This window comes from Streptomyces sp. NBC_00667 (assembly GCF_036226825.1).
Lineage (GTDB): Bacteria > Actinomycetota > Actinomycetes > Streptomycetales > Streptomycetaceae > Streptomyces.
The window spans coordinates 2,790,001-2,804,982 of sequence record NZ_CP109022.1 but is presented as its reverse complement, the minus strand read 5'-3'; the positions used below and the strand labels follow the sequence as shown (position 1 = coordinate 2,804,982).

Here is a 14,982-nt window from a genome sequence, read left to right as displayed (position 1 = left end):
CCGGACCTTCCCCCAGGACCCGTCCCGGGGGAACCCCCACGGTCGGAGGGCCCGTTCCGCGATGTCCCTGCACAGCAGCTCGACGGCCTCCCACCAGGCGGCCGGCACCCCCGAGTTCCCCCGGCACGTCGTCACCGCGGTCCTCGTCGCCCACGACGGCGCCCGCTGGCTGCCCCGTACCCTCGCCGGCCTCCTCGCCCAGGAACGCCCCGCACAGCAGTACGTCGCCGCCGACACCGGAAGCTCCGACGACTCCGCGCGACTGCTCGCCGAAGCCCTCGGCCCCGACAAGGTCCTCCACCTCGCCCGCCGCACCGGATTCGGCACCGCCGTGGACGAAGCCGCCCGCACCGCCGGCGCACTGACCCCCGAGGACCTGCCCTACCTCAAGCGCCCCAGCGGCTGGGACCCCGTCAGCCGCACATGGCGCGACGACACCTACGACCTCCCCGAACTCCCCCACGGCGAACCCGTCCAATGGCTCTGGCTGCTCCACGACGACAGCGCCCCCGAAGCCGACGCCCTCACCGAACTCCTGCGCGTCGCCGACGAGAACCCCGACGCCGCCGTCATCGGCCCCAAACTCCGCGGCTGGTACGACAAGAAGCAGCTCCTCGAAGCCGGCGTCACCATCGCCCGCAGCGGCCGCCGCTGGACCGGCCTCGACCGCCGCGAACAGGACCAGGGCCAGCACGACCAGATCCGCCCCGTCCTGTCCGTCTCCACCGCCGGCATGCTCGTGCGCCGCGACGTCTACGACGCCCTCGGCGGCTTCGACCGGCGCCTGCCCCTCATGCGCGACGACGTCGACCTCTGCTGGCGCGCCCACAGCGCCGGCCACACCGTCCTCGTCGCCCCCGACGCCGTTATGCGGCACGCCGAGGCCGCCGCCCGCGAACGCCGCACCGTCGACTGCGCCGGCCGCTCCTCCGTCAGCCCCCACCGCGTCGACAAGGCCGGCGCCGTCTACACCGTGCTGGCCAACTCCTCCGGCCGCGCCCTGCCCTACGTACTCCTGCGCCTGATCGTCGGCACCCTGCTGCGCACCCTCGGCTACCTCCTCGGCAAAGCCCCCGGCCAGGCCGTCGACGAGTTCACCGGCCTCCTCGCCACCCTGCTGCGGCCCGGCCGGATCCTCGCCGCCCGCAAGGCCCGCCGCCGCCCCGCCGTCCCCGCCGCCGAACTGCGCCCCCTCTTCCCGCCCCCCGGCTCCACCCTGCGCGCCAACGCCGAACAGCTCGCCGGGTACTTCGGCGCGGACGGTGACACCGACACCGCCGGCGCGAGCCGGCACGGCGCCGTCACCGGCCCCCTCGAACCCGGGTCCGAGGACGCCGACTACCTGGAGGGCGAACAGTCCGGACGGCTCAAGCGGATCGCCCGCAACCCCGCCCCCGCCCTGTTCGCCCTCCTCCTGCTCGTCTCCCTCATCTCCTGCCGCGCCCTCCTCTTCGGCGGCTCCCTCATGGGCGGCGCCCTGCTGCCCGCCCCCGACCGGGCCCTGGACCTCTGGCGCACCTACACCTCCGACTGGCAGCCCGTCGGCCCCGGGACCACCGCCGGCGCCCCGCCCTACCTCGCCGTCCTCGGCGCCGTCGCCACCTTGCTGTTCGGCTCCGCGCCGGCCGCCGTCGCCCTGCTGCTCGTCTGCTCGGTGCCCCTCGCCGGGCTCACCGCCTACTTCGCCTCCCGGCCGCTCGTCGAGTCCCGGCTGCTGCGCGCCTGGGCCGCCGTCGCCTACGCCTTCCTGCCCGCCGTGACCGGAGCGCTCGCCGGCGGCCGCCTCGGCACGGCCGTCCTCGCGATCCTGCTCCCCCTCATCGCCCGCTCCGCAGCCACCGCCTTCGGCCTCGGCGCGCCCGCCGGCTCCCCCGACGGCAGCTGGCGCGCCGCGTGGACCACCACCCTCCTGCTGACCCTGGCCACCGCCTTCACCCCCGTCGTCTGGCCGCTCGCCGCAGTCCTCGGCGCCGCCGCCCTCCTCACGCGCCCCGCACGCCGCGCCGCGTACGCGCTCCGGCTCCTTGCCGTCCTCGCCGTACCGCTGCTCGCACTCGCCCCCTGGTCCCTCGGCCTGTTCACGCACCCCGACCGCTTCCTGCGCGAGGCCGGCCTGCCCTACGGATCCGGCTCCGCCACCGCCCTCGACCTGCTCGGCGCCGGTCCCGGCGGCCCCGGCACCACCGGCGGCACGCTCCTGCTCGGCGTCGTGCTCGCCGCCCTCGCGGCCCTGCTCCGCCCCGACCGGCGGTTCGCCGTCCGCGCCGCCTGGACCACCGCCCTGGCCGGCCTGAGCCTCGCCGTCCTCCTCAACCACGGCGCCTGGGCCGGCCCCGCCACCCTCGTGTACGGCCTCGGCCTGCTGGCGGCCGCCGTGGTCGGCGCGGACGGCGCCAAGGAGCGCGTGGCCGCCCGCAGCTTCGGCTGGCGCCAGCCCCTCGCCGCCCTCATCGCGCTGGGCGCCGCCACCGGCCCCCTCATCGGCGCCGCCGCCTGGATGGTCTCCGGCGCAGACGGACCCCTCCAGCGGCGCGACCCCGTCCAGCTCCCCGCCTTCGTCGCCGCCCAGGCCGACGACAGCAACCGCAGCCGCACCCTGGTCCTCGGCGGAACCTCGCCCGCCACCGTCTCCTACGCGCTGATCCGTGGCTCCGGGGCGCGCCTCGGCGACGCCGAACTCCTCGCCGGGGCGGGCGCCGAACCGCGCCTGGCGAAGGTGGTGTCCAGCCTGGTCTCCGGCTCCGGCGCCGACCAGAGCGCGCAGCTGGGCGGCTTCGCCGTCCGCTACATCGTCCTGCCCGCCGACGGGCCCCGCCGGTTCCGCCAGGTCCTCGACGCCACCCCCGGCCTCAAGTCGGGCCGCCAGGACGACGGCACCGCCGTCTGGGAGGTCGAACGCTCCCTCGCCCGTGCCGTCATCGTCCCCGGCAAGCCGGGCCAGGCACCCATCGCCGTCGAGGCGGAACCCGTCGAGGCCCACACCAAGATCCCCGCTGGGGAGGAGGGCCGGGTGCTGCGGATCGCCGACCGGGCCGCCCCCGGCTGGAAGGCCACCCTCGACGGCAAGCCCCTGAGGCCGAGGACCCTGGACGGCTGGGCCCAGGGCTTCGAACTGCCCGCCGCGGGCGGCCGCCTGGACCTCACCTACCAGGACTCCCTCGCCCGCGACGCCTGGCACTGGGCGCAGGGCCTGCTCGCCCTGCTCCTCCTCGTCCTGGCCCTCCCCGGCCGCCGGGCCCGGCTCGACGACGACCTCCCCGAGGAGGCGGCCGCCGTCCCCGAGCAGCCCGGCCCGGGCGAGGGCCGCCGCGCCCGCCGCCTGCGCGCCGAAGCGGAGGCACAGGGCGGGGCCCCCGCGCCCGCCGAAGCGGCCGCCGCCGACCCGTACGCGCAGATCCCGGCCCAGCCGTCCTACGGGGAACAGCCCTACGGGCAGCAGGCCTACGGGGACGGGACGTACGGGGAGGAGACGTACGCCTACCAGGCCTACCCGTACGAGCAGCCGCAGCAGCCGTACGCCGAGCCGTACCCGTACCAGCAGCAGCCGTACGACCCGTACCAGCAACCACCGCAGCAACAGCCACAGCAGGAACCGCCGTACACCTACGGACAGCACGACCCGCGTCCGGACGGGAGCACCCAGCAGTGAAGCAGCGCGCCCCCCTCACGCTGGCGGCCGTCGCGGCGGCGCTGGCGGCCCTCACCGCCGTCGCCTCCCTCACCGCCCCGGCAGCCGCCCCCGCCGACGCGAAGAAGACGGCCGGCACCCGGATGCCGGTGGAACAGTCCGTACTGGCGTGCCCCGCGCCCAGTTCCTCCGACATCGCCGAGACCACGTACACCTCGCTCACCCCCGGCACCGCCGGCGGCAAGGGCTCGGCCCGGCTCTCGGCCAAGGACGGCAAGACGGTCCTGGAGCCGAAGGAACCGGGCAAGCCCGTCGGCGCGACCGCCTCCGGCGCCGAGGCACCCGCCCTCACCGGTGTCGCCTCGGGGAACCTCGCACCGGGCTGGACCGCCCAGCAGACCACGAAGGTCGCGGCGGGCCAGGCGCGCGGCCTCCTCGGGGTCGGCTGCACCGCGCCCGGCACCGACTTCTGGTTCCCCGGGGTCAGCACCGCCAAGGGCCGCCAGGACTACATCCACCTCACCAACCCCGACGACACCGTCGCCGAAGTCGACATCAAGCTCTACGGCCCCGACGGGCTGCTCAAGGACAAGCCGGGCACCCCCGACCGCGTCATCCAGGTCGACCCCCACTCCACCGCCCGCGTCCTGCTCTCCCCCCTCGTCCCCGACACCCAGGTCGCCGACGTCACCGCCCACGTCACGACCGGCTCGGGACGGGTCGGCGCCTCCGCGCAGATCTCCGAAGACGGCGTCGGCGCCGACTGGCTGCCGGCCTCCACCGACCCGGCCGGGTCGCTGGTCCTGCCGGGCATCCCCGCCGACGCCACCTCCGTACGGCTGGTCGCCTACGCGCCCGGCGACGACGACGCCGAACTGAACCTCCGTCTCGCGGGACCCGGCGGCGCCATCACCCCCGCCGGCAACGAGCAGTTGCACGTCAAGGCCGGTATGATGGCGAGCGTGGACCTCAAGGACGTGACCCGTGGCGAGACGGGCTCGCTGCTGCTGACCCCGGCGGACGCGAAGAAGCCCGTACCGGTCGTCGCGGCGGTACGGGTGGTGCGCGGCAGCGGGGCGAAACAGGAGCTCGGCTTCCTCCCGGCGACCTCCCCGGTCGGCGCGAGGGCGACGGTCGCCGACAACCGCACCGACGACAAGGCGACCGCGCTGGCCCTCACGGCGGTCGGCGCCGACGCGAGGGTACGCGTCACGGCCTCACCGGGCACCGAGGGCGGCCAGGCGGCCGTCCGGGAACTCACCGTCAAGGCCGGCACCACCCAGGCCCTTTCCCCCGCCCCCGCCCCGACCGGCGGCAAGGGGGCGTACGCCCTGACCATCGAGACCCTCTCCGGCGGCCCGGTCCACGCCTCCAGGACCCTGACCCTGCCGCAGGACGGCATCCCGATGTTCACGGTCCAGCCGTTCTCGGACGACCGTTCGACGGTGGCGGTACCGAAGCCGTCCCAAGACCTCGGGGTCCTCTTCTGAAAGAGGGGGCTCTCCGAAAGGGTTCTCTCCGAAAGGGGCTCCCTCCAAGGAGGGCCTGATCCCGGGCTAGTCCTGTCCGTAGCGCGGGTCCACGATCTCCGGGGAGAGCCCCAGCAGGTCCGCCACCTGCTCCACCACGACCTCGTGGACCAGCAGCGCCCGCTCGTCCCGCGACTTCGCCCGGATCTCCACCGGCCGCCGGAACACCACGATCCGGGCCGGCCGGCCCTCGCCCGCGTCCGTCAGCCCGCCGAGCGGGACGGCCTCGTCGTTCCAGCCGCCCTCCGGGCCACCCGGGGGCCCCGGCACGTCCGCGATCACGAACTCCACCTCGGCCAGCTGCGGCCACCGCCGCTCCAGCCGCTCCACCGAATCCCGCACCAGGTCACCGAAGAGCTCCGACCGGCTCGCCGCCAGCGGAACCTGAGGGGGCGCCACCGGCCCCCGCATGCCCCGCCCGTGCCGGTCACGGCGACGGGGCCGCGGCTCGGAGGGCGGGGGAAGGGGGCCTGCGGAGGAGGGGCCGGGAGGGCTCGGGGGAGTCAGCGGGCTGTCCGTCACCCCCGCAGGGTAGCCCCGACCCGGCCGCCGGGCGGGGGCGCGGCCCGGTCACGGACCGATGTCGTACCGCGAACGATCCGGCCAAGGTTCCCGGGCGTTCGGGGCGACACGGCCGGGTGGCCGACGGCGGAGTCGTCGCGGCCCGGTCAAGAGTGCGGTACCGTCCAACGTCGTGAGCCTTGTACGTCGCTGTTCGCGCACCGCGTGCGGCCGCCCTGCCGTCGCCACACTGACGTACGTCTACGCCGACTCGACCGCAGTTCTCGGCCCGCTCGCCACCTACGCCGAACCCCACTGTTACGACCTGTGCGCCGAGCACTCCGAGCGCCTGACCGCCCCCAGGGGCTGGGAAGTCGTACGCCTGACGGACGGCGGCCCCCCTTCGCGCCCCAGCGGCGACGACCTCGAAGCGCTGGCCAACGCCGTGCGCGAAGCGGCCCGTCCGCACGACCGGGCCCCCGAGGGCGGCAAGTCCGTACCGGGACCCCAGTCCAGCGGCGAGACCCGCCGGGGACACCTGCGCGTCCTGCGCTCGCCCGAATCCTGACGCCCGCCCGCCACCCGCCTCATCTGAAGGGCGGTACTCCGTTCAGGGTAGGTTTGCTCCACCGCACAGAACCTCAGGAGGGGCAGGCAGTGGCCGCAGATCTTTCGAACATCGTCAAGGCGTACGACGTACGAGGCGTCGTGCCGGACGAGTGGGACGAGCCGCTGGCCGAACTGTTCGGTGCCGCCTTCGTCGAGGTGACCGCAGCGACCGCGATCGTCGTCGGGCACGACATGCGTCCCTCCTCGCCCGGCCTGTCCGCCGCCTTCGCCCGCGGCGCCGCCGCCCGCGGGGTCGACGTCACCCTGATCGGTCTGTGCTCCACCGACCAGCTGTACTACGCCTCCGGCAAGCTGGACCTGCCCGGCGCGATGTTCACCGCCTCCCACAACCCGGCCCAGTACAACGGCATCAAGCTGTGCCGCGCGGGCGCCGCACCCGTGGGACAGGACACCGGCCTCGCCACCATCCGCGAGCTGGCGGAGAAGTGGTCGGACGAGGGTGCCCCGGAGATCCCCGCCGGCACCGTCGCGGGCACCATCACCGAGCAGGACACCCTCACCGGGTACGCCGAGCACCTCAAGTCCCTGGTGGACCTGCGCGGCATCCGCCCGCTCAAGGTGGTCGTGGACGCGGGCAACGGCATGGGCGGCCACACCGTCCCCACCGTCTTCGAGGGCCTGCCGCTGGAGCTCGTCCCGATGTACTTCGAGCTGGACGGCACCTTCCCCAACCACGAGGCCAACCCCCTCGACCCGAAGAACATCGTGGACCTCCAGGCACGCGTGAAGGCCGAGGGCGCCGACCTGGGCCTCGCCTTCGACGGCGACGCCGACCGCTGCTTCGTCGTGGACGAGCGGGGCGAGGGCGTCTCCCCGTCCGCGATCACCGCCCTGGTCGCCGCCCGTGAGCTCGCCCGCAACGGCGGCAGCGGCGTCGTGATCCACAACCTGATCACCTCCTGGTCCGTCCCGGAGGTCGTCAAGGAGAACGGCGGCACCCCCGTGCGCACCCGGGTCGGCCACTCCTTCATCAAGCAGGAGATGGCCACCTCCGGGGCCATCTTCGGCGGCGAGCACTCGGCGCACTACTACTTCAAGGACTTCTGGAACGCGGACACCGGCATGCTCGCCGCGCTCCACGTCCTGGCCGCCCTCGGCGGCCAGGACGGCACCCTCTCCGAGCTGGTGTCCTCCTACGACCGGTACGTCGGCTCCGGCGAGATCAACTCCACCGTCGCCGACCAGGCCGCCCGCACCGCCGCCGTCAAGGACGTCTACGCCCCCCAGGACGGCGTCAGCGTCGACGAACTCGACGGCCTCACCGTCACCACCGCCGACTGGTGGTTCAACCTGCGCCCCTCCAACACCGAGCCGCTGCTGCGCCTCAACGTCGAGGCCCGCGACCTGGCGACCCTCGCCAAGGTCCGCGACGAAGTCCTCGCCCTGGTCCGCGCCTGAGCCACCCCGTCGTCACCGTCACGGCCGGGCCGCGGGACAAGCGGCCCGGCGGTACGCTGACCTCGCCCAAACCGCATGTTCGAAGGGAAGCGCACCATGCCGCTCGAAGCCGGCCTTCTGGAGATCCTCGCCTGCCCCGCCTGCCACTCGCCCCTGGAGGACAAGTCGGCCGACGCGGACGCACCCGAGCTGATCTGCACCGGCCAGGACTGCGGTCTCGCCTACCCGGTCCGCGACGGCATCCCGGTCCTCCTCGTGGACGAGGCCCGCCGGCCCGCCTGAGCCACCCCCGCGCAGACGCCGAGACCGGTTCCGTCCCCCCGGGTCCGCCCCCGGGGTCCGTCCACCACACAGCCGGAGGCCGCCATGCTCGACGAGTCCATCCTCGACGCACCGGAGGAACTCGCCCTCGCCGACCGCCGTGGCCTCCTGCGCGGCGCCGCCGAAGCCGGGGCCCGCGTCCGCACCGCCGCCCGGCACGCCACCGAAGCCGGCCTCGGCGACCTGCGGCCCGAAGGCCGGCCCCGCGCCGTACTGATCGCCGGCCCCGGCACCGCGGCCACCGGGGTCGCCGACCTGCTCGGCGCCCTCGCCGGAGCCTCCGCCCCCGTCGCCCGCCTGCACCCCACCGGCGTCGCACACGCCGCCGGGGCACTGCGCTGGACGCTGCCCGGCTGGGCCGGCCCCGTCGACCTGCTGCTCATCGCCACCACCGACGGCACCGAGCCCGGCCTCGCCGTCCTCGCCGAGCAGGCGTACCGGCGCGGCTGCACCGTGGTGGCCGTCGCACCCGAGCGGTCACCGCTGAACGAGGCCGTGGACGGCGCCCACGGAGTCCTCGTACCGATGGCCAAGGCCCCGTACCAGGAGTACGACGAGTCGGCCGCCGCCGGCCCCGGAGCGCTGTGGGCCCTGCTCACCCCGCTGCTGGTACTGCTCGACAAGGTCGGCCTCATCGACGCCGCCCCCGGCTCCCTCCAGCTCGTCGCCGACCGGCTCGACCGCACCGCGGAGCGCTGCGGGCCCGCGATCGCCACGTACTCCAACCCGGCCAAGACCCTGGCCACCGAACTCGCCGACTCGCTCCCCCTCATCTGGAGCGAGGGCGCCGCGGCCGGCCCGGCAGGACGCCGCTTCGCCGCCACCCTCGCCGAACTCGCCGGCCGGCCCGCCCTGTCCGCCGAACTCCCCGAAGCGCTGCCCGCCCACGGCGTCCTGCTCGCCGGGGCGTTCGCCGCCGGCGCCGACCCCGACGACTTCTTCCGCGACCGCGTCGAAGAACCCCAGGCCCTGCACGCCCGCGTCGTGCTGCTGCGCGACCGGCCCACCGGCGGCCTCAGCGCCGCACCAGCGGCCCGGGAACTCGCCCTGAGCCACGACACGGCCATCAGCGAACTCGAACCGGAGGCAGGCGGCGAGCTGGAACAGCTCGCCGAACTCCTCGCCGTCACCGACTTCGCCACCGCCTACCTCGCACTGGCCTCCAGGGCACACGGCTGAGGCCCCGCCGGCGCCCGCACAGAACCAGATCCACATCCAGGAAGACGACGATGGACCGCCTCACGAACCCGATCCGCCCCTACGCCTGGGGTTCCACCACCGCGATCCCCGCCCTCCTCGGGGTGGAACCCACCGGTGAGCCCCAGGCCGAGATGTGGATGGGCGCCCACCCCGGCGCCCCCTCCCGCCTCGACCGCGGCGCGGGCGAGACCACCCTCGCGGAGGTCATCGCCGCCGACCCCGAGCGCGAGCTCGGCGCGGCCGCCGTCGCCAAGTTCGGGCCCCACCTGCCCTTCCTGCTCAAGATCCTCGCCGCGGGCGCGCCGCTCTCCCTCCAGGTCCACCCCGACCTCGCCCAGGCCAAGGAGGGCTTCGCGGACGAGGAGCGCCGGGGCATCCCCGTGGACGCGAGCCACCGCAACTACAAGGACGCCAACCACAAGCCCGAGATGATCTGCGCGCTGACCCCCTTCGACGGCCTGTGCGGCTTCCGCCCGCCGCTGGAGGCCGCGAAGCTCCTCGACGGCCTCGGCGTGGACTCCCTCAAGCCGTACGTCGACCTCCTCTCGGCCCACCCGGAGGAGGCGGCCCTGCGCGAGGTGCTCACCGCCGTACTGACCGCGGACCGCGCCGAGATGGCCCGTACGGTCGCCGAGGCCGGCGCCGCGATCGAACGCCTCGGTGGCGCGTACGCCCCGTACGCCTCGCTCGTCCACCACTTCCCGGGCGACCCGGGTGTGATCGCGGCGATGCTCCTCAACCACGTACGACTCCAGCCGGGCGAGGCCATGTTCCTCGGCGCCGGCGTCCCGCACGCCTACATCGAGGGCCTCGGCGTGGAGCTGCTGGCCAACTCCGACAACGTGCTGCGCGCCGGGCTCACCCCCAAGCACGTGGACGTGCCCGAGCTCCTGAGGGTCGTACGGTTCGAGCCGGGCGACCCGGCCGTGCAGCGCCCCGAGGGCAACGGCGAGGAGGTCTACGAGACCCCCATCGACGAATTCCGGCTCTCCCGCTTCGCCCTGGCCCCCGGCGCGGCCCCGCACCCGCTCCCGGACGCCGCCCCGCAGATCCTGCTCTGCACCGCGGGACGGCCCAAGGCCGGCGAAGTGACGCTGGCCCCCGGGGAGTCGGTCTTCGTCCCGGCGGGCGAAAAGGTCGAACTGTCCGGAACGGGCACCATCTTCCGCGCCACCGTCTCCCTCTGAGGTGGCGCCCGGGGCCACGGCTGCAACAATGTGCCGCCGTGGCGCGGCGCTTCCGTCAGGGTCGCCGTACTGAGGAAGGGACTTCAAGAAACCCATGAGCGCGTCGGGCGGTACCAGGGCGATCGTGGCGGCACTCGCCGCCAACCTCGCCATCGCTGCAGCCAAGTTCGTGGCCTTCGTCTTCAGCGGCTCCTCGTCGATGCTCGCGGAAAGCGTCCACTCGCTGGCGGACTCCGGCAACCAGGGGCTCCTGCTCCTCGGCGGCAAGAAGGCCCAGCGCGAAGCCACGCCCCAACACCCCTTCGGGTACGGGCGGGAACGCTACATCTACGCCTTCCTGGTCTCCATCGTCCTGTTCACCGTCGGTGGCATGTTCGCCATCTACGAGGGCTACGAGAAGATCAAGGAGCCGCACGAGATCGAGGCCTGGTACTGGCCGATCGGCGTGCTCGTCTTCGCGATCCTCGCCGAGGGCTTCTCGTTCAAGACGGCGATCAAGGAGTCGAACGAGCTGCGCGGCAAGCAGACCTGGGGCCAGTTCATCAAGCGGGCCAAGGCCCCCGAACTCCCGGTCGTCCTCCTCGAAGACGCCGGCGCCCTCGTCGGTCTCGTCCTCGCCCTGGCGGGCGTCGGCCTCGCCCTCGCCACCGGCAACGGCATCTGGGACGGCATCGGCACGCTCTGCATCGGCGTCCTGCTGATCGTCATCGCCCTCGTGCTCGCCGCCGAGACCAAGTCCCTGCTGCTCGGTGAGGCCGCGGGCCCCGAGCAGGTCGAGAAGATCCTGGCGGCCGCCGTCGACGGCGACGTCGTCACCCGCGTGATTCACATGCGTACCCTGCACCTCGGGCCGGAGGAGCTCCTGGTGGCCGCCAAGATCGCCGTCCAGCACGACGACACGGCCACCGAGGTGGCCAACGCCATCGACGCCGCCGAGGCCCGTATCCGCGAGGCCGTCCCGATCGCCCGGGTGATCTACCTGGAGCCGGACATCTACCACGCCGAAGGCGGGCGGCCCGAAGCCGGTCCCCGCAAGAGCCTCTGACACCGGCCCTCGCTTCGCCGCCCGTCCCGTCCGCCGTCCCGTTCGCCGTCTTGTTCCCCGTCCCACTGGGGTCCACCGCACTGATCGGGTAGATTCGTCATCAGTGTCAGGCGTCGCTGCTGATGGCGGTCGGGCGGTCCTTGCGGCCGGCCGAGGGGAGAGAGGGCCCCCGACGGACTGTGCTCAGTGCTCTGGTGCGCCAGCGCACGGCCCAGCCGTACCCACCCTCTCGAACCATGAGGAGCAGCACCCATGGACTTCAAGGTCGCAGACCTCTCCCTCGCCGCCTTCGGCCGCAAGGAGATCACCCTGGCCGAGCACGAGATGCCGGGCCTGATGTCGATCCGCAAGGAGTACGCCGAGGCGCAGCCGCTGGCCGGCGCCCGCATCACCGGCTCCCTGCACATGACCGTGCAGACCGCCGTGCTCATCGAGACCCTCGTCGCCCTCGGCGCCGACGTCCGCTGGGCCTCGTGCAACATCTTCTCCACCCAGGACCACGCGGCCGCCGCCATCGCCGTCGGCCCGAACGGCACCCCGGAGAACCCGCAGGGCGTCCCCGTCTTCGCCTGGAAGGGCGAGACGCTGGAGGAGTACTGGTGGTGCACGGAGCAGGCGCTGACCTGGCCGAACACCCCCACCGGCGGCCCGAACATGATCCTCGACGACGGTGGTGACGCCACCCTCCTCGTCCACAAGGGCGTCGAGTTCGAGAAGGCCGGCGCGGCCCCCGACCCGGCGACGGCGGACTCCGAGGAGTACGCCCACATCCTCACCCTCCTCAACCGCACCCTCGGCGAGACCCCGCAGAAGTGGACGCAGCTCGCGTCCGAGATCCGCGGTGTGACGGAGGAGACCACGACCGGTGTCCACCGCCTGTACGAGATGATGGCCGAGGGCAACCTGCTGTTCCCGGCGATCAACGTGAACGACGCGGTGACGAAGTCGAAGTTCGACAACAAGTACGGCTGCCGGCACTCGCTGATCGACGGCATCAACCGGGCCACCGACGTGCTGATCGGCGGCAAGGTCGCGGTCGTGTGCGGTTACGGCGACGTCGGCAAGGGCTGTGCGGAGTCGCTGCGCGGCCAGGGCGCGCGGGTGATCGTGACGGAGATCGACCCGATCTGCGCGCTGCAGGCGGCGATGGACGGCTACCAGGTCGCGACGCTGGACGACGTGGTGGAGACCGCGGACATCTTCATCACCACGACCGGCAACAAGGACATCATCATGGCCTCGGACATGGCCAGGATGAAGCACCAGGCGATCGTGGGCAACATCGGTCACTTCGACAACGAGATCGACATGGCCGGTCTGGCGAAGATCGAGGGCATCGTCAAGGACGAGGTCAAGCCGCAGGTCCACACGTGGAAGTTCCCCGACGGCAAGGTCCTGATCGTGCTGTCGGAGGGGCGTCTGCTGAACCTGGGCAACGCGACCGGTCACCCGTCGTTCGTGATGTCGAACTCCTTCGCGGACCAGACGCTGGCCCAGATCGAGCTGTTCACCAAGCCGGAGGAGTACCCGACCGACGTGTACGTGCTGCCCAAGCACCTGGACGAGAAGGTCGCCCGCCTCCACCTCGACGCGCTGGGCGTCAAGCTCACCACCCTGCGCCCGGAGCAGGCCGCCTACATCGGCGTGAAGGTCGAAGGCCCGTACAAGCCCGACCACTACCGCTACTGATCCACCGCTGCCGATCCGCACGGATCTCGCGGCACGCAGCACGCAGCACCCCAGGCAGGCCCCCGGCACACCCGCCGGGGGCCTGCCCCGTACCCGAGACGCCCGCCACCGGGCGCCTCCCCTTCTCCCAGGAAACTGCGCCCATGCCCCGCGGCCGCTACTCGCTCCACGACCCGCACGACCACACCCCGCTCGGCGAGGAGCACTTCCACTGCGCCCCCGGTCCCTCCGGCTGGCGCTACGTCTCCCAGCTGACCGCTCCGAACGGCGACCACCGCGGCTCCGTGGACCTGGCCGTCGACGGACTGGGCCGGCCCATCCGCCTGGAGGTCAACGCAGCCGGCTGGCAGGTCCGCGGCGCCGCGATCGACGGCGTCACCTGGGTCCGCACCGACCCCGCCGGCACCGAAGCCACCGAAGGCAACGTCCACGCGCCGGGCTTCACCGGCACCTCGCCCGCCTTCCTCGTCGCGACCACCCGGCTGCTGCGCCTCACCCCGGGCGCCCCCGCCACGCGCGTACGTCTCGTCGCCCTCACCGACCCGGTCCTGGCACCGCGGACCGTCGACCAGGCCTGGGCCCTGACCGGCCGCACGGAACACGCCACCGACAGCGGCCCGCTCCAGGTGGACGAGTACCGGGTCAGCGCGCTGGACACCGGCGAAGTGCACACCCTGCACATCGCCGGGGACGTGGTCCTGTCCGCCCCCGGCATCGAGCTGGAGCACCTGGAGACCCCGCCCTCCACCTTCGGGGACGTCGGGGAAGGCGGGGACGTCGGGGAATTCGAGGACTGACCGGCTCAGGCGGGCGGCGCGAACCCGGTCCCTCCGCCGCTGGACGCGGGCGGCGCCGTGGGCGGGACGTACGGGGCGGGGGCCGCGTAGGTCATGGGCCCCTGGGCGGGCGGGGTCGCGACGGGGGCCGGGGGAGCGTACGCCGGGGCCGGGGGACCGTACGGCGCGGCGGTCCCGAACGCCTTGGCCGCGTCCCGCGTCTGCCGCTCGTGCACCACCGCCATCAAGAACGCGGCGGCCGGCACCCCGGCCGGCGGCGGAGTCCCCGTCCGCGCCACCACCTCGTCCGCCAGCTTCGCCGCCATCGCGGCGCCCGTCGCCGGGTCCAGCTGGTTCATCCGCGTCAGGTACTGGCGTACCGCCAACCACAACCCGTCCGGCACCCCCGACAGGTCCAGCCCCGAGAACCGCCCGGCCAGCCACGGCGGCGGCGCGGGCACCGGCACCACACGCGCCCCGGGCACGCGCTCCCGTATCACCAGGGTCCCCGCGAACACGTCCCCGAGCCGCCGCCCCCGCTCCGACACCAGCGAGGCGATGCACGCCACCGTCCCGAAGGTCATCTGCAGCTCCACGACCCCCATGGCCCCCCGCACCAGCGCATGCCGGAACCGGATCGGGCCGCCGTCCTCCCGCACCACCCGCAGCCCGCAGGCCAGCTTCCCCAGCGACCGGCCGTGGCTCAACGTCTCCACCGCGATCGGCACACCGACCAGCACCAGCACGAACATGCCCACCTGCACGGCCGCCCGCGCCGCCTCGTCCAGCGAAGCCGTCGCGAACACCACCCCGAGCGACACGACCAGGTACCCGACGACGTAGACGACCGCGTCCAGCATGACCGCCAGCGCCCGGCTCGGCAGTCTCGCCGGCCGCAACCCCAGGACGACCGCGTCCCCCGTCACCAGATCGCTCACTGATGCGCACCCTTCCCATGACCTGACTGACCTGACCCGCCCCTGTGCCCGGTCAGTCTGCCAAGCTGACCACGGCAGCAGTAGTCAGCAGCGGTGGCCAGGGGCAGGGGAGCGGTAAACCGAATGGATGTCGACGTCTT

General features: G+C 73.7%; 13 protein-coding genes (1 of these 13 only partly in view). 11 read left to right on the top strand and 2 right to left on the bottom strand.

Annotation, left to right across the window (positions count from 1 at the left end; translation table 11 throughout):
- Positions 1-61 precede the first annotated feature (61 nt).
- Together OHA81_RS13100 and OHA81_RS13095 are read left to right on the top strand one after the other, a co-directional pair.
- The gene (locus OHA81_RS13100) at positions 62-3,649 is read left to right on the top strand and encodes a glycosyltransferase family 2 protein (protein ID WP_329195720.1); all 3,588 of its coding nucleotides are present in this window, start codon (positions 62-64) and stop codon (positions 3,647-3,649) included.
- Entirely contained in the window at positions 3,646-5,118 is a 1,473-nt protein-coding gene (locus tag OHA81_RS13095; RefSeq protein WP_329195718.1) for a DUF5719 family protein, read from the top strand. The genes OHA81_RS13100 and OHA81_RS13095 overlap by 4 nt, the downstream gene beginning before the upstream one ends.
- 66 nt (positions 5,119-5,184) lie before the next feature.
- Here the strand turns inward: OHA81_RS13095 and OHA81_RS13090 are convergent, their stop codons facing one another.
- Entirely contained in the window at positions 5,185-5,568 is a 384-nt protein-coding gene (locus tag OHA81_RS13090) for a metallopeptidase family protein (protein ID WP_329195716.1), read from the bottom strand.
- Positions 5,569-5,851: 283 nt separating this feature from the next.
- On the opposite strand from OHA81_RS13090, the gene OHA81_RS13085 reads away from it, so the two are divergent.
- The 8 genes from OHA81_RS13085 to OHA81_RS13050 all read left to right on the top strand — a co-directional run bounded on the left by OHA81_RS13085 (position 5,852) and on the right by OHA81_RS13050 (position 13,925).
- The gene (locus OHA81_RS13085; RefSeq protein ID WP_329195714.1) at positions 5,852-6,226 is read left to right on the top strand and encodes a DUF3499 domain-containing protein; all 375 of its coding nucleotides are present in this window, start codon (positions 5,852-5,854) and stop codon (positions 6,224-6,226) included.
- A gap of 89 nt (positions 6,227-6,315) precedes the next feature.
- The gene (locus OHA81_RS13080; RefSeq protein ID WP_329195712.1) at positions 6,316-7,686 is read left to right on the top strand and encodes a phosphomannomutase/phosphoglucomutase; all 1,371 of its coding nucleotides are present in this window, start codon (positions 6,316-6,318) and stop codon (positions 7,684-7,686) included.
- 96 nt (positions 7,687-7,782) lie between these two features.
- The gene (locus OHA81_RS13075) at positions 7,783-7,968 is read left to right on the top strand and encodes a Trm112 family protein (protein WP_136217718.1); all 186 of its coding nucleotides are present in this window, start codon (positions 7,783-7,785) and stop codon (positions 7,966-7,968) included.
- 84 nt (positions 7,969-8,052) lie between these two features.
- Complete coding sequence (locus OHA81_RS13070; protein ID WP_329195708.1) at positions 8,053-9,186, top strand: SIS domain-containing protein; 1,134 nt, start codon at positions 8,053-8,055, stop codon at positions 9,184-9,186.
- A gap of 50 nt (positions 9,187-9,236) precedes the next feature.
- Positions 9,237-10,394, top strand: a complete 1,158-nt coding sequence (gene manA, locus OHA81_RS13065) for a mannose-6-phosphate isomerase, class I (protein WP_329195706.1) — start codon at positions 9,237-9,239, stop codon at positions 10,392-10,394.
- 94 nt (positions 10,395-10,488) lie between these two features.
- A complete protein-coding gene (locus tag OHA81_RS13060; protein WP_329195704.1) occupies positions 10,489-11,439 on the top strand; it encodes a cation diffusion facilitator family transporter in 951 nt (316 codons plus the stop codon).
- Positions 11,440-11,691: 252 nt separating this feature from the next.
- Positions 11,692-13,128 (top strand): adenosylhomocysteinase, encoded by a 1,437-nt coding sequence (ahcY, locus tag OHA81_RS13055; protein ID WP_329195702.1) that lies wholly within the window; start codon positions 11,692-11,694, stop codon positions 13,126-13,128.
- 143 nt (positions 13,129-13,271) lie between these two features.
- On the top strand, positions 13,272-13,925 hold the full coding sequence (locus tag OHA81_RS13050) for a hypothetical protein (protein WP_329195700.1): 654 nt from the start codon (positions 13,272-13,274) through the stop codon (positions 13,923-13,925).
- Positions 13,926-13,930: 5 nt separating this feature from the next.
- Here OHA81_RS13050 and OHA81_RS13045 read toward each other — a convergent pair whose 3' ends face one another.
- Positions 13,931-14,842: an RDD family protein gene (locus tag OHA81_RS13045; RefSeq protein ID WP_329195698.1), complete on the bottom strand. Its 912-nt coding sequence runs from the start codon at positions 14,840-14,842 to the stop codon at positions 13,931-13,933.
- Positions 14,843-14,965: 123 nt separating this feature from the next.
- On the opposite strand from OHA81_RS13045, the gene OHA81_RS13040 reads away from it, so the two are divergent.
- Positions 14,966-14,982: the 5' portion of a stage II sporulation protein M gene (locus tag OHA81_RS13040; protein ID WP_329195695.1), read on the top strand. The gene runs 991 nt beyond the window's last position; 17 of the gene's 1,008 nt are visible here — the first part of the coding sequence; the start codon lies at positions 14,966-14,968; its stop codon lies off the right edge, out of view.

Coding starts and splice junctions, on each gene's coding strand:
- ahcY (WP_329195702.1), top strand. CDS start 11,692: ATGGACTTCAAGGTCGCAGACCTCTCCCTCGCCGCCTTCGGCCGCAAG.
- OHA81_RS13060 (WP_329195704.1), top strand. CDS start 10,489: ATGAGCGCGTCGGGCGGTACCAGGGCGATCGTGGCGGCACTCGCCGCC.
- manA (WP_329195706.1), top strand. CDS start 9,237: ATGGACCGCCTCACGAACCCGATCCGCCCCTACGCCTGGGGTTCCACC.
- OHA81_RS13075 (WP_136217718.1), top strand. CDS start 7,783: ATGCCGCTCGAAGCCGGCCTTCTGGAGATCCTCGCCTGCCCCGCCTGC.
- OHA81_RS13050 (WP_329195700.1), top strand. CDS start 13,272: ATGCCCCGCGGCCGCTACTCGCTCCACGACCCGCACGACCACACCCCG.
- OHA81_RS13070 (WP_329195708.1), top strand. CDS start 8,053: ATGCTCGACGAGTCCATCCTCGACGCACCGGAGGAACTCGCCCTCGCC.
- OHA81_RS13090 (WP_329195716.1), bottom strand. CDS start 5,568: ATGCGGGGGCCGGTGGCGCCCCCTCAGGTTCCGCTGGCGGCGAGCCGG.
- OHA81_RS13100 (WP_329195720.1), top strand. CDS start 62: ATGTCCCTGCACAGCAGCTCGACGGCCTCCCACCAGGCGGCCGGCACC.